Origin of the sequence: Novipirellula aureliae (assembly GCF_007860185.1) — a bacterium.
GTDB classification, from domain to species: Bacteria; Planctomycetota; Planctomycetia; order Pirellulales; family Pirellulaceae; genus Novipirellula_A; species Novipirellula_A aureliae.
The window spans coordinates 425,988-447,743 of the sequence record NZ_SJPY01000003.1 but is presented as its reverse complement, the minus strand read 5'-3'; the positions used below and the strand labels follow the sequence as shown (position 1 = coordinate 447,743).

Below are 21,756 nucleotides of genomic sequence, written 5' to 3'. Positions count from 1 at the left end.
GAGGATGAACAACTTTTTCCTGGCGAATAAACCGTCGATTGCCGGCCAATTACTTTTGCGGGTTACGTAGTTTGCGTAAACTGTACTCATCTCCTCCATTCACGCCGCTCATCGTACTTTTCGTGACTCGATTTTGCTACCCATATTCCCGACATTCACCTAGGTGTTGCTTTGGTGCCGCATCGTGGGTGGGTGTATGGACGAGTTGCTTAGCGTTTACGACCTTTGTGGTTCTGATGATGGCGGGCAATGCGAGCCTCTTTGGCCAAGCTCCAGGGACCTTTCCGCCCGACAATGGTAGCCGACTAAGCCCATCCACGGCGGTTCCCACTTCGAAAAATAGCGACAATTTGCCAGTCAAAGGTTTTTTATTCCTCGACGAATCTGGCACGCCTGTCTTGATGCCAGCGATGTCGTTTGAAGAGATTGATCGGCTAAAGAGTTTGGATGCTGGAATCGAATCTCGCAGCCAAGGTTACAGTTTCCAATCGCTTCAGCTCGTTGGCTCCACAACGACGACCCGTGCCGAATTTGAACTGGTTCTTCGGTTTACGATTCAACCGAATGACGGGCGGATGGTCGCAGTGCCAATTGGGATGAGCAACTTTCATCCGCTTGGACCGCCCGAAGTCATCGGACTGAGTGACTACCGCCTTACCGGGTCGGCGAGTGAGGGAGGGCATGTGCTACTGGTCAAAGCGACCGAGGAGCAAGAGGTCGTTGTGAAGATGAAGGTGTCGGCACGAATCACTTCGGGACCCCCGAGAACGATCCGCTTTCAGCTTCCCGACGTTCCCTCCCAAATCAACATGATCGTCAATGAGCCAAACGTGACCGGTGAGATTGTTGGACGCGGTGATGAGGTGATTCAGGTCAAAGGGAACAAGAAAACATCCACGCGTTTTTCGATTGAAAGCGGAGGGGGTGATTTCACGCTTCGCTGGGGAAATCTCGATCGGGATTCCGATGGCAGCACGCTCTTGGAAATCGACAACAGCCGAATTGTGGTCCAATGGGATTCTCCTCAAGACCAACCCCTCGTTAATTGTCAAATGATTGTCCGTAGTGTTAGAGGGACAGCCGATGAATTAAGAATTCGCTTACCTAAAAATGCGGTCCTATTTGGTACGCCAACGTTAGGTTCGGGAGGCCAAGAAGCCCAATTTGTTGGCCCGATCGCTTCTCCCGAGGGCGATGTCATCGAGTTGCAGATTCCCAAACAGGATTCACAGCAGCGAATCGATTTGAATTTCCAGCTGCAATTAACGACCAACGATCCGACCGGGTCCAGCCCACTTTCATTTCGTGTTCCCGAGATTATCGGAGCGCTTCGACAGCGCGGTGAGGTCCAAATTGTTACCGGTGATGAGTTTCGATTGCGTTGGCGATCGCGTCCTTGGGTGCATAGTATTTTGTCGCAGCCCAATGAAGAGAACGGGCGTTCTTACTTCTTTCGATATGATCGAGCGGCGTTCGAGTTACCCATTTGGCTGGCGACGACTCATCGGCAGTTAAGGTTATCGACGGAATCCGAAATATCCCTTCACGACTCGGTCGCCAGAATGGAGTATCGGATTTTGCCGAGCGGACGTGTCAGCGAAGGAACGATGCTGAAATTATCGCTTGGTGATTGGCGTCTTAGGTCGATCGAAAATCTCGAGACGGGCGAGCGAATTGAAGCCTTGGCGAATCTACCGTACTACGAGATCTTTCTGGAGTCCAACAACAGCGAAGATCCGTCTCCGATCCGAGTTGTCGCCGAACATGATCTCGCAGCTGGTCCCTTGAGTATGCAGCTCCAGATTCCTCGTATTGCCGACTTGGACGAGACCATGCAGATCCAGTCCTCCCTCGTCTATTTAAACAATCGCGGGCGTTCCTCGTTGGTCGTCGACTTAGAGGCATCCAAGAATCTTGATCGTGCCCTTCGAATTGAAAATTCGGGATTCGCCGAATCCACAATGACTCGCTACCGAGTGATTCCAGCAGATGCTACCGCAGAATTGGTGGGATGGGTGGTCGAAAAGTCGCCCCGTATCTCCTTGTCAGGAGATGCCACGATCGCGATCGAAGCCGACAAGTTGACAACGACCTGGGATTGGGTGTTGACATCGTCGCTGGATTTACAAGGACGCCTACCCATACAGATCACGTCCGTCTTGGATCGTGATCAAGAACCAGCTTTGTTGAAGGAGCGTTCACCCGATTCGGATCTTAACGCACCTCCCGTTTCTCAAATATCACAGAATCAAAACACGGATTCGAGTTTGCTGCCACTAACCAATGCAAACCGTTTGCTTGCAGCTCCGCCTCCGCCCGAAAGTGAATCGCAGACCTATTCGGAGTCACAACCAGAGGCTGATGCTCCGACCGAAACCGGCAACAATGATCTTCTTGATCGCGGACCAGGAACGCCCTCTTGGACGGTGACCGTCAACAACCAACCAGCTGTATTGCAAGGTGTTGGAGGAGATCAATTTGTCTTGATTTCGGACCAGTTGTCGAGTGGAATGATGACGTTGCGTTGGAACATCAGCAGCCCCTTGAGGATCGAGTCAAGTCGCGACGAGTTATCGATCGACCGTATCGAACCCATCGCAACCCCTCGCCCCATCGCCGTCGACATGACGTACGAAGGATTGATGCGTGTGGCACTCCAAGGGGACATGTTGACCGATTTACTGCAAGTCGAAACCCAACCAACGGAGTTCGATCGCGGATTGGGTGAATCCGAAAACATGATGGTGTTTGACGCATTGCCACGACAACCGATTTTGGTTCGATTGCGATCGCGAACCGATAACCAGGAAAACACGTTTATCGCCAAAGCGGTTTTGCGTACGGCGGTCGGTGAAGCGACACGGATGGAACAGTTATTGGCCGAGGTTCATGGTCGAGGCGAATTGAGAATCGGGATTCCACGTGGCGACTACCCGATTTCCGTGGAAGCATCGGTTGACTCGCAAAGTGTCGGCGTCCGTCGCGAGAAAAATGAACTGGTCATTACTTTGCCAACCGATGACTCTTCCCACCACCTGGATTTGCGAGTGTGGATTCCAATCGATGCAGCGGATGCAACGGGAACATCGAAGGGCACAGCAATAATCTTCGAGCAAATTGAACCATCGATTGAATTGCCAATCGGAGTAGGACGGATTTTTTGGGAAATCTATTCGCCGAGCGACCGACATATTCTCTGGGCGACACCGTCCTTGGAACGCTCGATGGCATGGGTTTTCGATCGTTTGCGTCTTTACCGTGAACCAACCCAGACATCCCAGTCGCTCGCCTATTGGGTTGGCGAAGGAAGTCTAGCGGAAGTGCCGGCTGGCAATCGCTATTTATACCAGGGCGTAGACGCTAGAGCATTTCGTGCGATTTTTGTCTCGCGAACGATATTATGGATGGTCACGGCATCGATGGTTCTCGTGCTCGGCATGTTGTTTACGTTTGTGCCACGAACACGTCATCCCTTCTCTGCCGTCATCGCGGCGGTCCTCTTTGCGGGCATCCTGATCATCGCTCCCGATGCCGCTGTATTAATGGGGCAACTTGGTTTAATCGCTTTGGTGTTGGTTGTCGTGATGTTGGCGATTCGCAGCCTCGTCCAATCTCCCGATCCCATTAGCGCTCTATCGAATCGGCGGGTTCGTCGGTCTGATTTATCGTCTCAACAGGACAAGGAAGAGTCTCCATCGGCCGAAGGCAAATCGCTTAGCGCGACGCGATCATTAGCGGCATCGTCACGAATCGATAAGGTGGCACCGTGAGACACCCAACCCTCTTTGCCTTCGTGCTAATTGTCACCCAATTCCTTTTCCTAGCGTTGGCGGGCGACGTGGCCCGCGGTCAAGAGGAGCCAACCGACTCGGCGAGCGTGAGCGAAGCGGGGGCACCTGCCCAAACAGTCGAAAGTGACGACCCTCCTTTGGACGACGAAGCGATTCAATGGGGGCCTATTGATTCGCTACTACAAAATGTTCCCAAAGGGAAACGGCTTCGTCCGGTTTCCCTCTACCATTCTCAGCTTGCCCAACTCGTCCCAAGCGACTTTCAGCCTATCTCGATCTCACGGCTTCTTCAGTCATTTCAAAAAATCCGGGGAACGGAGACGGTGGCCAGCGATTGCCAATTAACGGAGTCGCTCTATCCAATGGAGTTCGATGGCGAACTCTTAATCAGTCGGGAATCGCGATGGACCATTCGCTGTGATACCGATCGTCCGGTGCAGCATCCAATCGGCAGAACCAATTTGGCACTTCACGACAGCGCTCCGATGGTAGTCGAAGCCGAAAATGCTCCGCTGCCACGCTTGGGAACCTCAGCGGACGGCAGCCTCGTGGCAATGGTTGATGGCGATTCCACCTTGTCGTTTTCATGGAGTTTGCAATGCGAAAGTGAAGGAGGAAGTAAAACGTTTGATTTGCAAATCCCTCCCTCGCCGCAGACTCGTTTCGTACTGAAGGCCCCCAACTCATTCGCTTTCGAAACCGCTGGCGGTGTGCTTCGCCGGTTAGAGGAATGTCCGCCTGAATTCATAACCGCCGAAAACAATCAAGAGGACGCTTACTACATCATCGAAGCTGGCGGTCTCAGTCGTCTACAGCTAACCGCCACCCCGACGAAAAGTGAATCGAGTGAGGTGGCGTTGTTGGTGCGAAGTTCCTTTACACGCTACGATGTCGACACGACCCGGACCACTTGGACCAATCAGGCCTCGTTGCAACTCAATGCAGCGACGCGAATTCCGCCGATCCAAGTTCGTGATAGCATCATCACGTCGGTCAAACTTGATGGAGTCGAAACTCCATTTACCACAAGGGAAATCGAAGGAAACCTTGAGGAGATCACAGTCAATGCGGATATTCGATCAACGCGGTCCAACGACTCGTTCGTTTCACTGACAATTTCGGGACAAACCATTTGGGAATTGGAACAGGGTTGGTGTGATCTACCGATCCCCCTCTTTGTTGCCGATCCGATCGTAACGTCCGAAGTCACTAGCCAAGTTCAGTTGACCACGTTCGCACCGCTCCGGGTTATCGACTGGGACCTCCCCGATGGTTGGCATCTCAAAAGCGAATCGGCTACGAGCGAATTGACGCATACACTGATCGCAAAGGGTACGCCAATCGTATCGGCATCCTCCGATCAAATAAAACCTTGGTCGAGGATTCGAATTGCAAGTGAATCTGCGCTGCGTGACGTAACGACCGCGATGAAACTGTCGATCTCGGCGGCATCCGTTGATGAACCGAGTGTGACCGCGGTCGCCGAAATCCGGGTTCGAGTTGACCCTCAGCGAATTGAACCAATTTGCCTAGAACTACAACCGGATTGGACATTGCAATCTCTTTTATTGCCGGTTTCAGGCAGGGCAATTGAAAGCCCGTCAGCAACTTCCAACCGTTCACAAGTTTGGATCTGGCCCGAGGCTGCCGACGTGTTTGATTCCGAGTTTGTACTGCGAGCGACTGGGATTCGGCGGACGAGTAACGTCGGTGCCGACATTGTCATCCCACCTTCTTGGTTTATCCGACTTCGTGATCTGCAAGGAGCGTTGTTTGTTTCGGCGGACCCGCCGAGTGATTTGGATTGGTCGAGCCAAATGACTCTACTGAGTCAACAAATGAAGCGGTCGAGTCTACCTCAAGAGTTTCAAGTTTTTTTTGATTCGATTGACAAAGCAACCATCTATTTGTCCTGTGATACCGGCCAGACGCCAACGCTAATTCTTAAACCACTGAGTATCGCGTTTGATGTTTCGACGACATTGGTACTGCTTGAGGAGAATGCTCAGATCGATGAGACGTTTTTCGTCGAGATGGTTTCAGCCAATCAGTCACCCGAAAAAGTCGTTATTCAAAGTGGGCCGGCGTTGAAGCGACCGCCGTTGCATTGGATGCTCCATTCGGATGACTCAAACAAAGCAGTCAGCTTGTCGGCAGTGGACGTCGAACTAACGGAGGCGGAATCGGAAGGGATTTACACCATCGACCTGTCGGACCGAAGTCTTCGAGGCCAACGATTGATTGGTCGTCGCCATTACGCCATGCCTGAGCAGCTATCGGTTCAATTACCCGTCGTTTCGAATGCAACGAGTCAAGCAGCGGACGCCTATCTCGGAAGCGGATTGCGTTTGTCGGATAAACCGAATACGGTTTTACGGGTGCCCGTCGAAAACCATTTCCAACTCGATGATCTTACTTTTGCCGAACCGACGGCTGACGAATTGAGTGAGCCGTCCGAAACAAGCTATCTTGCGAATCCCGACGAACCGCCGATGCAACGGCAAGCATCCAGGCTGACGACCAAAATTCGTTACAATCCATCCGATCAACCAAAGATCATCATCAGCAAAGCGAAAACCGATCCCAACCCAACGATGGTTTGGAAAAAAACGGTTCGCTTGATCGCTTCCATTCAAGGCTCCGATCGTCTTGAAGTGGACCTTTTTGTTTCATCGATGAAACCGATCTCGGTTCACACCGATGCCGATTTCCAATTGATATCGGCAGAGCAAAACGGAAAGAGCATCGAGTTGCCGACCTCGCTCAATGGCACGGTGCAAATCGAACCATCGGTCCTAGACAAGCCAGGCGAGTTTCGACTGATATGGATACGGCAACAGACCCATTCGGGTTGGCTTCGGCGATGCACCATTCCGGAGGTTGATGTCTCTGGCGTCACTTTGCAATCGGAGTCCTTCGTCGCGCCTTCATCCGATTCCTTTATGCCTCTGGCCTTGCAACCCAAACCTGGATGGGGCGAAGGAATGTTGCGAGTAGAGGACGGCCAGCGGGTTCATTTTGTGCGTCGAGACGTTGCGTTAGCGTTCGGAAGCTTGGTTGCAATCATCTTGTTTGCCTTCACGTGGTGGGTCTCGCGTCGCTCACTCTCGATCGTGGTCTTTGCTATCGTCCTCTATATTGCTATCGCCTTGCTTTGGTGGCCATGGCAAATAATCGTTGTTGGATGGATGATCGTTCCGTCAATTTCTGCAGCATTGATGGTCAGCAGTTTTCGATGGCATGGACATGGTGCGTCGTCAACAAAAGCAGACTCTCAAGAAGCAGGCCATTCGTTATCGATGACCGATCGTTCGAAGCACGATTCCCATGATCTCTCTGCTTCGGTCGTTCGTTCTCTCCTCTTCATTGCCGTTTGCTTTTTGGTTGACCTTGCACCCGCGATAGCTCAGGAGAATCGCTCGCCCGAACCGGATGCGTCCTACGCGACCGCCACCTCGAAACCAGAATCCAGCGCCGACGAGGTGATCGATCTTTTGATACCTGTTGACGCAGCGGGAAGCATGATCGGTGACAAAGTCTATCTCTCCGGAAAAACAAAGCGGCAAGTCCTTGCGGCCGAGAATGACTCAGAGCCAGCGGATGTGATCTTCGAATCGGTCAATTATCGAATGCGAATTGAATCTTCCGAAGACACAACCCGTCCCAACAATCCATTGATTGTTGCTGACTTTTTTGTTCGAACCGACCGACCGACCGACCGAATTCGATTGCCGATCGCACCGGAATTCATCCGCCGTATCGAGTGGGTTCAAAATGATCAAAATCGAATTCTACAGTTCACGCCGGACGTGCGCATACCTGGAATCCAATCGGACAATCGATTTACTTCCAAAAATGCGAGCATGGAATCCATGGGCACGGAATCAACGATCGGTCGATCTGCATTTGATGTTTCGGCTGCATCGGGATCGATGGGATTAAGCTCGATCCATTCCGAACCGGCTATTCCTGATGCTGTGAATCGTACATCTAGCTTGCAAACGCTCGTCAATGTACCTGGTGAACGACGAATGCAATTAAGAATAACCTTGATCCCTAATTTCATTCGCGGTGATAACCGCGCAAAGGTGAGTCTGCCGGTACCACCAGTGGCGGCCTCTCGGTTCACAATCGAAGGCAGTGGGAATGTTGAAAGGGTCCGATTTGAGAAGGCCTTCGGGGAGGTTGTTTCTCAACGCCAATTGCAACTTTGGACGGCTGATGTTGGAGCGGTAAGCGAGCTGTCGGCAGAGTTGCAATACATCCGGTCTGCAACCGTCGCGGGATTGAGACCGCTCCGCCGACGCTACTGGTTGCACGCGGGTTTAAAACAAACAATGGTCGAATGCCAAGTGGAACCGGCCTTCGCCGTTTCTGCCGGGGACACTGTGACGCTAACGATCCGAGACTCGTTAATGCCAACACTATTGTCGACTCAGTGGCAAATCGAACAAACCAACTTACAAAGCCCAACCCGTCGTGAAGTGACGCTCTCCGCAAGGGTGGATCGTCCAGGGACGATCGACTTGCTTTGGACTCTAGCTTCACGGATTAGCGAGTCGGGAAACGCGGAGGATGCAATAGCCATCGTGATTCCTGACGTGGTGCCACCGGTTCAGTCCTCGAGCCCGCCTGCTTGGATCGCGATCAACAGCGATCCCAGTTTGCGAGTCGTGCCATTAGCGCGAGAGCCATTTGACGCATTGACGGACGATCAGTTTGTCGCGGCTTGGTCAGGGTATCGTGGACAAACGCCCGACCGAACCTTTGTAGCGGTAGGGCAAATCCCCACTTTCCAGCTGCTCAAAATCACTGAGTCCGATCCAATGATCGATCAAACGCATCGACTACATATCTCGGGCGGCTTGATGGAAATTCGTTATCAAGCCGACGTTTTTCCGACGAATGAAACCGTACAGCGTTGGATTCTTACCTTACCAAAACGTGTTTCCCTGCGTTCGCTCATCATCGACGGCCAACCAACCGAACCGAAAGTCATTTCGGATGACGGCCGGACGAAAGTGCTGCTCAGCGATCTATCGGATCGCAATGTTTCTCAGGTTCAAGCGATTGCAACGACCGATATTGGCAAACAAGGGCGTTTTCGATTGCCTCGACTGCACCTCAACCCAGGAATGGTGACGCTCGACCGTTATACATTGACGCGAGATCAATCGATTGACATCGTCTCGCCATCGTCTCTTCCCAAGCCAATCACTCAAATCGATGTGCCGGGCGAGACCGGTTTTTTGAGTCGCGGCTGGATACCCTTTGCTGCCTATCGTATTGAATCGGATCCATTGAATTTGGAATCCGCCAATGAAGAGGAATGGGTTTCGGGAATGAGATTTCAAGCGGTTGAGCGAGCGACACCATTTGATGCCGAGCAGCGAATTTCGTTGTACTGGAACGAAGGACGGTGGAGCATGCAATCGGATATCCAGCTTCCTTCTGGTGAACTTCCCGCTTACCTTGACTTTCAAATTCCAACCCGTTGGTGCGAACGACTGGAAGTCAATTCGGCTGTCCGCTGGTCACGCCAACCTGCTAGTGATATTTCGACTCAACTCATTCGCATTGCCTGCGATGAGAGCATTCAAGAAAGCCGACAGATTACGATCTCAGGAATGCTACAGGCCGCGGATAAAACGAGGGTCAGTGTTCCCCGAATCGAGATTCTGGGCCAAGGCGAACGTACCGCCTACATCTCTGTTCCAACTCGGTTGACGAATGATCCAATTCGTTGGCGTTCGAGCAACGTTCGTTCATTAGAAAAAGATGCGTTGAGTGGTCAAATGATTTGGGATCATCGATTTAGCCAGGAGGGATCGCAGGCATATTTCGTTGCGAATGGTCCAAGGTGGTCGATCGAGTTGGCACCAATACAACAAAAAAATGTGGTAGCGAAAGCGCTCGTCGCCGACACCCGAGTCTACTCGAATCGATCCCAGGTTTTCGTACTCACTCGCTGGGAAATCGTTCCCGGAACGGTCGCGGATGTACGGATCGAACTACCTGATGATGCGATATGCCTAGCGGCATTGAGTGCACATCAAGCGGTTACCGCGAAGCAGCTCAAGGGGCCTACCTCTGCTCAAGAGCCAGAAAAAAACGTGGTCCAAATCCCGCTGGCGCTTAGCCGATTGTCACAATCGGTTGAAGTGCTCGTCGAGATTCCTAGGGAAGAGGCACAGCGTGGAAATTACATTCCTGAACTATTGGATATGCCAGTCGCGACTCACTGGTTTTCCCACTATTGCTTGGACACGCAAGACGTATCTGACACAGCCAGGAAACGAGAGTCAGGCTCAACCAAAACGAAAGGAATGATTGAGGAGCGAAATTTCTCTTTGGCCTCTGCGCTGAATAAGATGGTCATCGAATCAGCCGATACGCTAGCGGAACGCCCGACGAGTGAAACAAGATTATGGCTCCGCCCTATCGTTGCCCGCTATCAAGAGTTAGCAAGCGAGGCCGGATTCCCTGTGGACTGGCAAAACGCGTCAAACAGCGAAAGCGAATGGCAACTCTTGCACCGCCAAATGCGAACGCATGTCGACCGCTATGGGGTTGATCCGTCTGAAACCATTCCGCGGTTGACGAGCCGGTCTCATTTTGAAGGATTCGTCGTCAACGAGATTAAGCCACTGACGTCTCAATCACGGCAATCGAGTGTACGCCCAAGTGATAGCGATGAAACCCAGCTCTGGACTTTACTCATCTATGCAATCGCGATGCTTGCCGTCGTGGCTTTAGTGGTCGTGTTCTATCCACTTCGTCGGTTTATCGACCCCGTCGCATCTCATCCTGCCTTCTGGTTGAGTTTGCTGTCCCTTTGCGGTTTCTTTGTTGCCCCTCCCCCGATTGCGGCGAGTCTGCTACTGGTTTCCATTTCGCTGCCCGTTTTTCCAAATCGACGAACGCGAAAGCGATTGTCATGAGCGGATTTACAAAAATGGTTCCTCCCAAGAATTCGTGGGTTAAAAGGAAGTTGAATGGATGACAACCGAACCACTAGGCTGCGACTCGCTGTTTTGCTTTATGTTGGCTCGTCAACCAATCGCGAATTCCCTCATGGTCTTCGTTCCATCGTTCGCTGACGCGGCATTCGCAGAAGACGTGAAACATCAAGTCGACTGTTTCGCTCAACGTTCGAATCGCATCGATGCGATCGTTCACATCGAAGTCTTCCTCTTCATCGAGATGGATTTTGGCGCCGCTGATTCCAAACGTTTCGGCTTGCAAAACCAAGTCGAATTGTCGGCCTTCGCGAATCAAGGTTAGGCCCGTTTTTCGAGGTATTTTTCCACTACGAATCGCTTCGGTTGCTTCTGCTAAGCTGGTTGGGAACTCAGCGGAAATGGTTTCTTTTCCGTTTTCGCCAAGTGGGCATTCCAACGATAGCGTCTTCGTCATCATCACCGTCACTTCGCTGTCGTCGGCCAAGGTCAACGCGTCGGTTCCATTTTCTAACTTCCACCACAACCAAAGCAAAAACTCGTTCCCCAAAAAATCAGGCAATTGTGAATGCTCGTTATCCCAAATCAGACTGTTGAAAACACACGAGTCGACAAAGTTGGCATGCATACAATCGTCCATTTCAGCGACCTTGTCAGACGCAGTGGCCCAATTCTTTGCAATCGTGCCTGCACTCATATGGCGGAGTTCAATTTCGAAAACTCGCTCAAGCAAATCGATACAATAGCCACTTGCTTTGCCAGCCGTACCGCCAAAGTAAAGAAGGTCTTGGCGACAATCCCACAGCATTGGAAAAGACTGCATCTTCCGATACTTGCCGCTAGCCGCTTCCACGGCGCATCGCTGTTCAACCGCCTCCTTGGCATCCTTTCGCTGCGATTTCGATGGCACACCACTCGGGCTGTCTTTGGCGTACCCCAGCAGTTCGATCTCCAACCATGCTTTGCGGATCGCTGAAGGGATTTGGTTTGTATCAATTCGCACACCCACATGGACGGCATCGTTGATCACATTTTTCCCAAGATCAAATTCCTGATCGAACAGATGAGCACCACCTAGGAAACCAACATGAACGTTCTCTTCCGAAGCGGTTTCAACGTTACCAGCGGCATTTTTGGTAAGTTGTTCGATATGTTCGTCGGTGAATTCCGTCGAATCGAAGCCTTCGATGCTAAACCGTTCAAACCCCAGGTTGCCAGAAAGAAAGGGCATGGATGTTTCCAAAATCGCGTGAAGAAATAGTAATCAGAGCGTGAGTAGACTTATCGGCGACCCCGGAACCGAAGCTTGCACGATCCTCGAACAAGCGTACGATGCAATTATTTGAAACGACCGGTAACATCATGCTCAAATTTCGTGGCTACAAACTTTTTTATCAAAATCGTGACGCGGCCGAGTCGATGGTCCGCCAAATCGACGACTTCCCTTCATTTTTTACTCCCCAACACGACCGTCCGTTCATTGTCGATTGCGGAGCAAACATAGGTGTATCCGTTTTGGAATGGAAACGTCGCTGGCCCGGTTGCGAAATACTTTGTTTCGAGCCCAATCCACACACCTTCAATATTTTGCAAAAAAACATTGACGCGAACGATATTCCTGGCGTTCGCTGCGTCAACGCCGCGCTTGCTGATCACAATGGCCACACCACCTTGTATGGCGACCTCGCAAAACAGGGGGACGCACGTGGCAATTCGATCGACCCCGCCTGGGGTGACCGCAGCGAGCTAGCGGCATCCAATCAAAGCGGAGAAGTGCAAGTGGTCTGCAAACGCTTGTCACCCTACTTGAAAGGGAGGGTCGTCAGTTTTTTGAAACTCGACATCGAAGGTGCTGAACAACAGGTGCTAACGGAGATTGCAGCGGAACTTGAAACGGTCGAGGCAATCTATGTCGAGATCCATGAAACGCGTGACAGCCTCGCTCGCAATTCCGTCGACGCGATCGAACAACAACTCAAGCTTGCTGGGTTTACGATGGAAGCGGAATCCCGATTCGACCAGCACGCCTTGCCACCGCATCTCGATGATTGGCAAAAGCGAGTCGGGGCGAGCCAAACGCAAGTGATGGCTTGGCGTTCGTAAACGCGTGGGCAAAACCAACGCCATTCCCCAGCATTCTGTCTCGTTGTCTAAGCTGCTCGTTGTCCCATCGCTGCTCGTTGTCCCATCGCTGCTCGTGCTTCCATTTCGTCAATTGCTTGGCACACATGCTCGACTCCGATCGCACGCATCGCGGAATTATCGGCGCGGCGGCGGTGTTGATGTGAACCTCGCTCGTAGGCTCTTTGCAATGCAATCTGACCGTACGGACCACTATCACCGGGGCGGGTGGCTCCGTACAAACCGATCGCTGGTGTACCGACGGCAACCGCCATATGTAGCGGGCCAGTATCACCGCTGATATACAAATTTGCCGTACGGATGAGGGCCGCCAGATGATACAAATCCGTGTCGGGAGCCAACCTTGAAGCATCATCCGAGCGAGCCACAATTCGAAGCGCCATTTCCTTTTCGGATTCAGAGCCCCAAACGACAACGCTCTTGTACTGATATCGGTCTCGCAGGTATTTGGCGGTCGATGCGAATCGATCGACTTCCCATAATTTCGATCTCCAAGTCCCTCCGGGATTGAGCACGGCTAAGCGAGGATGTTTCATCGACCGTCGCCAGCGATTTGCCCACAAGGCCGCCGTTTCCGGTATCGGTAAATCCCATCGAATGTCGGGCGAATGGATTCCAAGTGGTGTGAGTAGTTCGAGTGAGCGGTCGGTTAAATGTCGAAAAGCGGGTTCCACTCGCACGTTGTTCATCCAGCGGCCGATGGGGTTACTGTACCTTCCCGCGTACCCGATGCGTTGTTTCGCACCGGAAATCCGCCCGGCGAGAGCCGATTTTGTAGCACCCTGGCAGTCGATCGCAATCTCAAATTCATGGGGACGTAGCTTTGCGGTGGCATTTCGAATCGCACCGGCAGAACGATACCATTTCTGCGGTAGCTGAACGACGGCATCAATCGCTGGATGTCCACAAACAATCGGCGCCGCCAACTTCTCAACGACCCACCCGATGTATGCATCTGGAAATTCACAACGCAACGCGCATGCAACCGGTAACGTCAAAATCGCATCGCCAATCGGACTGAGCTGACCAATCAAGATTCTTGGTCCACCACGCTTGGACGTCGTGTCATTTTGCATTCCTCAACTCCTTCGTATGCATTCTACAGTTATGAGATACGGATCCATCGAGTCGTGGACAAGGTTTCGAGTCGTGGACAAGGTTTCGAGTCGTTTCGGCGCGGCATTGAAGGGGAATTGTAACCCCGTCCACGATCACACACTGAAGATTGGATTTAGACCAACCAGTCGTGCTTTGTCACCGCTTGATGTTAGGCTTGGCGGAATCGTGGAGAGGGACATGTTGCCCTCGTATGCTGCGGCTGGAAGCCACAGCCACGAAAGAATCTTGTTTTCATTCTTCGTTGTGACAAAGCACTAGGCTGCGTCGGTCCAATAGTCTTTCAACCAGGTTGCGGGACGAGTCGACTTGAACGGTCCCGCCGAATAGCCAGCGATTGCTTGGTCGGGCAACGGATAGCCATGAAACGCCAACACACGCATGTCGCTAGGTTGGTAGGGACTGCGGATCAGATTCATCGGAAAAGTAGGTCGGCAACTGCGTTTGAAACTGCAAACCCAATCACTCGGCCAAAACGCCAAATCATCGATCAAGGTTCGACTCACGTATTGCTGTTCAATACGAAATTCCTCTAACACTTCGGACTGATGATCACAGAAATGATGGTAGACGCGAGCGTGTTTTTCGGGATTGAATCGGAAAACCGAGGTGTTTCCCACTCGTCCATCACGACCTGGCATCCAAGCCCTACGCTTTTCCAACCAATCATGGATGACGCAGAAGGATTCTGGTTGGTAGGTAAAAAAATCGTCGAGCGATCCTGTCAAAACGACATCCAGATCCAAGAACAGCGTGTCGCCTTGAAGGTTTGCCAAGTTGGGCTGAAACAACCCTACCTTACGCCATGTTTCGCCGCCTTTGCGAGCATCGAAAGCATTTTCGTCAAACGGAGTTACCGGCAGGGGATGGACCTCGACTTGAGAATCGATCCCCGTCGCGTCATCGGTAAGGCAAACGAAGCGAAACGGTATTGATAAATGCTGGCAAGTTCCGCTCAGCAAGCGATTGACGTACTCGCTGCCGTACTTCTTTCCCCACTTAATACACAGTATGTTTGCTACCATCTCAGGCTCCCTGCCGTTTGTAATCGCCGCTGTTTGCGGTCACAGCCATTTTACGATCAAAATCCTTGAACAACTTCCATAACGATTCAGGCTACGACAAAATAGCGATCAAGGGAATAGCGATTCTGCAGTGCAGAAGGTGTACGGACGCATCCTCTGGGTGAGTTCGTGAGTCGATGAAACCGGCGAAAACCTAGATTCCAACACCCCTTTGACAGAAACCGTTTCCGCACGACTCTGTAACGCTCACTGATCTGTAACGCTCACTGACAAAAATCGGCCGAAAGAACTCATGCAGTCATTATCACCAGCGGAGGCAGAATTGGTCGCGACCGCCTATCACGAGGCAGGGCATGCGGTGATGGCGTTGTCTCTTGGACGATCGATTCAAAAGGTGACGATTTCCCCTCGTCGAACGGCTCATGGCGAATCGAGACTAGGCATTTGCGAGCTAAAGAAGGGACGTTCGAGAAAAGCGAAAGACGCCCTTGAAGACGACGCACTGATTCTGCTCTCAGGCATGGTGGCTGAGGCGAGGTTCACGGGGGAATACTGTGACCGAGGAGCGGCTCAGGATTTACGCCTGGTTCGCTCGATTTTAGCCTCACGCGCAAGCACACTTCGCCAACTCGAACGGCTCGAAAAACGGTTACTTAGTAAGACTGAGCACGTACTCTTCGAAAGAGGTCATGCCCAAGCCATCGATTCGATCGCGGCCGAACTGATTGCCAAAACGACCATCAGCGGGCGAGCCGCCAAACACCTCTTCGAACAAAGTGTTAAGGCGGCATCGCAGTAGAATCGGTTTCCGTGAATCAAGAATCGAGCAAGTGAAGGCTTGCTTTATTCGATACGGCGCAGTGGACGTTTTCAACGGCGACCATCATGGACAACGCCATTGGTACCGGACACTTTCATCCTACTCTCATGGTCGTCACCGTTTTTAAGGAATTCGATCTTCCCCGACCTCACATCGTACATTGCGCCAACCACTTTTGCTCGCCCTTGCGCAACCGCACTACGAATGACTTCGCTCCGCGACAGGATTTGATCGGCAGTGTGCTGGACGTTTCGTCTAGCGACATCATCCACCAACGCCTCCACCTCCGTTGGCGTTAACGAATCGATAGAAAGCGATCGGAATTCTGGCATACTCGGTGCGATCTCGTCGACGATCGCTTGTAGATGCTGACACCCCGTGGCTGACATTGCATTTTGTCCCGTCGAAATCAATTCGACCGACGAGGTTACTGCACCGCAACGCGTGTGTCCGAGCACGACAAGCAGCTTCACACCAGCGACACCGACCGCGTATTCGAGGCTTCCAAGCGACTTGGTTCCGACGACATTTCCAGCCACTCGAGCGCTAAAAATGTCACCTACTCCTACATCGAAAATCAGCTCCGCCGGCACTCGCGAATCGATGCAACTGAGAACCGCTGCCAGAGGACTTTGGCCTGCGGCGGTTGCATTCACTTGACGGCCCAAATCACGATTCAATCGCTTGCCGTCGACAAACCGTTGATTGCCTGCGCGGAGGATGTCGAGTACTTGATCCGCTGTCATCTGATCTTGCAACTCACGGCTAGAATAGTCCGCGAACTGGACTTCATCCTCCAGTTTGTATTGCTTGGCAAAACCTTTCAAACTGACCGAAATCCCTCTTGCCGGAGCAACGTCATCCTTGAATTCACGAATCAAGCTCAATACGTCAGGATCGATAAAATCGGACTCTGACGCATCGACCAACAATTGAGTTCCAGGTTTTGCTTCGTTCAGAATTCGGTCAATCGCCGCTCGGTTTAAGAAACTGACTTGGTTGGCAAGTTCGATGTGCATCAAATCTCCTCCCAAGTGCGTTTCCACGATCCTGCGAATGGGACGGCGCAGATTACTGCTCAAAATAAACAGGACACTGATGCATAGACCAACCATGATGCCAATCAGCAAGTCGGTCATGACGATAGCAACGACCGTGATGATAAACGGTAGAAACTGGTGGCGGCCGCCGTTCCACATTTGCTTGAAGATCGAAGGGCTCGCAAGCTTAAAGCCCGTCACCAGCAGGATCGCGGCAAGGGCAGACAAGGGGATCATGTTCAAAACGCTTGGCAGCAATGCGATGCTCAGCAGAATCAATGCACCATGAAAAATCGCTGCTAACTTTGTTTTTCCGCCCGAGCCGACGTTGACGCTGCCGCGGACGATGACCGAGGTGACTGGCAGGCCACCGATCATGCCACAAACGAGGTTTCCGCAACCTTGTGCTATCAATTCGCGGCTAGGGGGCGAATTGCGTTTAGCAGGGTCGATCTTGTCTACCGCCTCGAGGTTCAAGAGCGTCTCTAGTGACGCAACTACCGCAATCGTAATCGCTCCGATGTAGACGGCAGGATTCAACAACTGAGAAAAATCAGGTAGTCGTAGGAAACCCACGAATTCCGATAGGCTCTCCGCGACTGGAATCTGCACCAAATGACTCGTCCCGATCGACCAATTCTCTCCCCTACCGCTGAATCCAATGCTGAGACCGACCCCCAACAAGACGACTACCAACGGGGCGGGGACGAGTGATTTTTTCAAAACAGCAATCCGGTCCCAAACAACCAAGAACGCAACCGACAGTAAGCCAATGACCATTGCCCCGAGGTGGATATTGCCAGCAACGACGGTCAACAGTTCTGAAAAGGTATTCTCGCCGTCGGGTTGAAAGAATGCCATATCGCCTTCTGGGTCCGCATCATGACCGAAAACATGCGGGACTTGTTTCAGAATCAAGATGATTCCGATTGCCACCAGCAATCCTTTAATGACGCTCGATGGGAAGAATGCCGAGAGGGCACCGCCGCGAGCGACTCCGAATCCGATTTGAATCAGTCCTGCAATGGCGACGGACAATAGGAATGCTTCGAAGGAACCGAGCACCGCGATCTGGGCCGCGACGATCGCCGTCAAGCCTGCTGCCGGGCCACTGACACTGGTGTGCGAACCGCTAATCACCGCGACGACTAATCCGCCAACGACTCCTGAGATCAGACCCGAAAACAGATCTGCGCCAGAAGCAAGTGCGATGCCTAAGCAGAGCGGTAACGCGACAAGAAAAACGACGAGACCCGCGACGAGGTCACGAAAAATCGTTGAAGGGGAAACAAGTGGAGTTTTTTGAGTCATGGATGGTCTATGGGTATAAAGGAAGGTGAGTGGTCGTCGTTGCAAGTTCTCTGAAAACAGTGAACGAGTGGACGTAGCGAGCGATCTGCTACGAGGGTGCGCAGTAACCCACCGCTAAACATCGCTGAATGAGTTCTTGCGTCGTTTGATTTTTGACGTAGCCTAGACTTCTAGCCTGGAAAGGATCTGGTCCCCAGGCAGGAAGCCTAGGCTACGGTTATGGCGAAGTTGCCATAAGAGAATTCGGTTGAGAGAAAGAAAACCGAGTGTCGCCTAACAGCGAATAGGCGCAAGAAAACCATTGGCGAGGCGATGCCCGACGATCGGTAGCGGCCCTGCGATGGTGCGTTCGACACGACGCTGAGTATCATAAACAGCCGATGCTGGAGGACAACGCTTGTTCAGCTGGAAAGCTCGTACACGCTGTACCACGGAACTGGGGAGTCGTTCCTGGACCTCCTTTGTTTCGACAAGAACTTCGCTAGCGAGTGTGGTCCGAGCGGCTACCGTCGTGACACCGAAACCCGCCAACGAAAACACCGCTAGAATGATGACACGCACCATCCATTTGAGCGGAGTAATCTGCCTGGCTTCCGACGTTAAATTCACGAGGGCGTTGACCTGAGAAACTAAACGAGTAGTCGATACGTAGATGGATTCTAACATCCCTTCGCCATCCGGCAAGACAAGTTTCGAAGAATCTGCTTGCGGCGGGTGACGAGCGTAGCATTGAACCCTAACCCATTTCCCGCAATTACCGGCGGACCTCCTCTGCAGGTTTCCTTCGATTGGGCTGCGTTCAAGCAACGTTGTCGAGTAACGTTGTCGAGTAACGATGCGACATCTGTCGTGAATGCCTACGTGTAATTTTGAACAGTGTCTCTGCCCTGCGTCCTAAGGCTTGAGCGTGCTATCGCAGGTTTTTCTGCAACGCACCGCGTAGTTTTCCTAGATAGACATCGGCGTCGCCAACTTCGTTCATCACTTTTTGGCTCATCTCTTCGATCGACTTATCGGCACTCGCCAATAGCGAGCGAGCTTCGCTTTGCTGAGTCGACAACCACTCTCGTAGTGCAACGGTTTGTTCCAAATGTGCTTGATCGACTTTGGCCTTTAGTTTGGCTTGTGACTCAGCCAATTGGTTTCGAAACGCATCTTCGGTCGCCCGATGAAAGACCTGCCCTAGATTGGAATGCAGATCGAGCGCCAAGTCGTCCCACTTACCATGAAAGTTTGCGTCGACCTCAATGCGATCAACCGCATCAAGGCTCGCCTGAACCGATTTGGCAGCGGCGGAGTCAGCGTATTTTGGATTCACCGCCAACTGCATATTCAAACCTGTTTGCTTGCTAACGAATCGACCTTGTACTTGATCGCCTTCGCAACGAAGTTGGACCCATAGTTCTCGTTGGCCTCCCGAAACTCGCAGACCAGCGTCTTCGTCGTTGCCCAAACGCATTGGCTTCGCTTCGGTTTGTGGCCAGTGCAATGTCAACATGTCGACATCGGCACCACGACGACGGTCACGCACGTACTCGACGCGAACGACCTCGGGGCCTTCGAGTTGCAGCACGACCTTGCCAGGCTCTCTTAGGAGTCGGGGCGTCGGCGTCATGTTCTCAACGAAGCCTTTCAGTTCATAGGTATCGCCGTCAGCACGAAGAAAACCGGACACCTCGCAATGACGAACCAACACGTCAGGCAATCGCCGGTCACCGACCACGTCGATATCTTCGCCGCGAATACGATCCGACTGAGGAGCCACAACGGTGTAGTTGGCAATTTTCCGTCCGCTGTCAAGATAGCCACGAATCTCGGCAACCTGTTTGCCAACAGACCGTTTCAGTAGGTCAACCCCAAAGTTATCTGAGTTTTCCAATCCATCGGGCAGATACTGCTCGACCTTAGCCATGTCGATCTTCTTGGCCTCATCGAGCGACGCCAGATCACTTTGCAGTTGTTCGGGCAGCGAGTCGATCGCCTGTCGCACCGCCATCAATTCACTTCGTGCTTGGCGTGCTTGTTCAAGAGTTCGCTGTAATTGGGGCCAATCTCGAAGAGGGTTGTCGATCCCGCGAGCTTCGTCGCGAACGGTGCGAATCTGTTTCTCTAAATTGCGAGCGCGGACAACGAGTGAATTGTACTCTGAATCCCAACGATCGCGGATCTCTTGGCTACGACGAACCGTCTCCAGATTTTCTGTCAGGTTGCTCGCTTCATCGGATAATCGATCGGTGGTCGCCGATAGTAGTTTGCTAAGCATCGACGGGCCGCTAGACGCTTCGGCAGGCAGCTCGTCGACCGGGTCAAGTTTGCCCGAACTTTCTCGCTTCGAACCGATTTGAATACCGGTGATCTTGCCTTCGCGGGCAACCCAACGGCGATGGAGCAATGCATCGCCGTCGAGGGTAAACTCCATCGACTCGGCACGAAATGCGTTCTGCATGTCACGTCCATCGCGTGGATCGCTGACTTGCAAGTCCGTGTAAACAATGCTTGGTGGAAACAAACCAACTTCGGTACTGCCCAGGTCCACTTTAGCACCTATGGCCGTTTCGAGACTCTTGACGGTAACAAACCCGGCGACCGGTCCTAAGCCCCAACGCAACAACATAACGATTGCGATGACGATGATGGTTCGAGTGATGAGGAAACTCCAGCGAATCATGCTGCGTCCTTTTTCTGAGAGGTGCGCAATTGACGAAGTAGGTAGTTGAGCGCTTCGTCCATCGGTTGCTGATCGGTCTTACCCGCACCCGACGTGGATGCGGATGTATGGTCATTCGATGCGGTCGACGTCGTTTCCGCATTCTGCCGGACTCGAATCACATCAATACGTGTTTCGACCGCTGTCTTCTTTGCGACGGTGGAATCGAGCGGTTGGAAATCGCTTGATTTCGGTGATGATTGCGTTGATGTTTTTTTCGAGTGGGGAGGCGATGGTTGGGCATGCCCGGAATCCAGTATTACTGATTTTCCAGCGGTCTTGACCGGCACTTCGTCTACCGTATCGATGTTCGCCTCAAGGAATTCAGCTTTCCGCCTTGCACGGTTGGCAAGCAAACGAAAAACCGGATAGGTTAGGACGAAGATCGGTAGCAATGCGGCCAGGCCTATAATAAAACTGCCCATCACGACCGTATTGTTGAGCTGTGTCCAAGGTGCCAAAGGCAACTCCCAAGCCGCTGAGATCTTTGGAGCGATCAACGGATGCGTCAGGACGTATTGGCCAACTTCGTGTGATGAGGGATCGAGACGCGTCGCGATAAACGAGACACCAATCGTGACGAGACCTGCCATCGCATGGTTGACTCGTACCGAAAGCAGAAAGATCAGTAGGAACACAGCGACCAAATTCCCATGCGGCACAACACCCAACAAAGCCCCTAAGGCAACTGCCCATGCGAGTTGGTGAGGATGTTGGCGGCCGGCAATCGCTTTGCGAACGTTACTAAATAGTTTGATGGACCAGATGATCATTGCGGTGCGCCTCCATGCGCACAGGGTAGCTTCCCTGGGACTCCATATTCCTTATCGTTATCGGCCAAAGAC

Annotated in this window: 11 protein-coding genes; 4 read left to right on the top strand and 7 right to left on the bottom strand. The window is 52.3% G+C overall.

What is annotated here, in order from left to right; genetic code table 11:
* Positions 1-188 precede the first annotated feature (188 nt).
* Both Q31b_RS10975 and Q31b_RS10970 read left to right on the top strand, forming a co-directional pair.
* Positions 189-3,770 (top strand): hypothetical protein, encoded by a 3,582-nt coding sequence (locus Q31b_RS10975; RefSeq protein ID WP_146599723.1) that lies wholly within the window; start codon positions 189-191, stop codon positions 3,768-3,770.
* A complete protein-coding gene (locus Q31b_RS10970) occupies positions 3,767-10,732 on the top strand; it encodes a DUF1275 domain-containing protein (protein WP_146599722.1) in 6,966 nt (2,321 codons plus the stop codon). The genes Q31b_RS10975 and Q31b_RS10970 overlap by 4 nt, the downstream gene beginning before the upstream one ends.
* Before the next feature lie 73 nt (positions 10,733-10,805).
* Here the strand turns inward: Q31b_RS10970 and Q31b_RS10965 are convergent, their stop codons facing one another.
* Positions 10,806-11,981: a hypothetical protein gene (locus tag Q31b_RS10965; RefSeq protein ID WP_146599721.1), complete on the bottom strand. Its 1,176-nt coding sequence runs from the start codon at positions 11,979-11,981 to the stop codon at positions 10,806-10,808.
* 101 nt (positions 11,982-12,082) lie between these two features.
* Here Q31b_RS10965 and Q31b_RS10960 point away from each other — a divergent pair, with 101 nt between their 5' ends.
* The gene (locus Q31b_RS10960; RefSeq protein WP_146599720.1) at positions 12,083-12,853 is read left to right on the top strand and encodes an FkbM family methyltransferase; all 771 of its coding nucleotides are present in this window, start codon (positions 12,083-12,085) and stop codon (positions 12,851-12,853) included.
* Between the two features lie 47 nt (positions 12,854-12,900).
* Here Q31b_RS10960 and Q31b_RS10955 read toward each other — a convergent pair whose 3' ends face one another.
* Positions 12,901-13,968: a glycosyltransferase family 9 protein gene (locus Q31b_RS10955; RefSeq protein ID WP_146599719.1), complete on the bottom strand. Its 1,068-nt coding sequence runs from the start codon at positions 13,966-13,968 to the stop codon at positions 12,901-12,903.
* Positions 13,969-14,265: 297 nt separating this feature from the next.
* Positions 14,266-15,033 (bottom strand): hypothetical protein, encoded by a 768-nt coding sequence (locus tag Q31b_RS10950; protein WP_146599718.1) that lies wholly within the window; start codon positions 15,031-15,033, stop codon positions 14,266-14,268.
* Between the two features lie 292 nt (positions 15,034-15,325).
* Here Q31b_RS10950 and Q31b_RS10945 point away from each other — a divergent pair, with 292 nt between their 5' ends.
* A complete protein-coding gene (locus Q31b_RS10945; protein WP_146599717.1) occupies positions 15,326-15,832 on the top strand; it encodes a cell division protein FtsH in 507 nt (168 codons plus the stop codon).
* 71 nt (positions 15,833-15,903) lie between these two features.
* Here Q31b_RS10945 and Q31b_RS10940 read toward each other — a convergent pair whose 3' ends face one another.
* From Q31b_RS10940 to Q31b_RS10925, 4 genes are all read right to left on the bottom strand, one after another.
* Positions 15,904-18,204 carry a SulP family inorganic anion transporter gene (locus Q31b_RS10940; RefSeq protein ID WP_146599716.1) on the bottom strand — a complete coding sequence of 767 codons (2,301 nt, stop codon included), beginning with the start codon at positions 18,202-18,204 and terminating at the stop codon, positions 15,904-15,906.
* Between the two features lie 273 nt (positions 18,205-18,477).
* Positions 18,478-18,813: a hypothetical protein gene (locus Q31b_RS10935; protein WP_146599715.1), complete on the bottom strand. Its 336-nt coding sequence runs from the start codon at positions 18,811-18,813 to the stop codon at positions 18,478-18,480.
* A gap of 301 nt (positions 18,814-19,114) precedes the next feature.
* Positions 19,115-20,872, bottom strand: a complete 1,758-nt coding sequence (locus Q31b_RS10930; protein ID WP_146599714.1) for a TIGR03545 family protein — start codon at positions 20,870-20,872, stop codon at positions 19,115-19,117.
* The gene (locus tag Q31b_RS10925; RefSeq protein WP_146599713.1) at positions 20,869-21,684 is read right to left on the bottom strand and encodes a TIGR03546 family protein; all 816 of its coding nucleotides are present in this window, start codon (positions 21,682-21,684) and stop codon (positions 20,869-20,871) included. Before Q31b_RS10925 ends, Q31b_RS10930 begins: the two co-directional genes overlap by 4 nt.
* Positions 21,685-21,756: the final 72 nt, after the last annotated feature.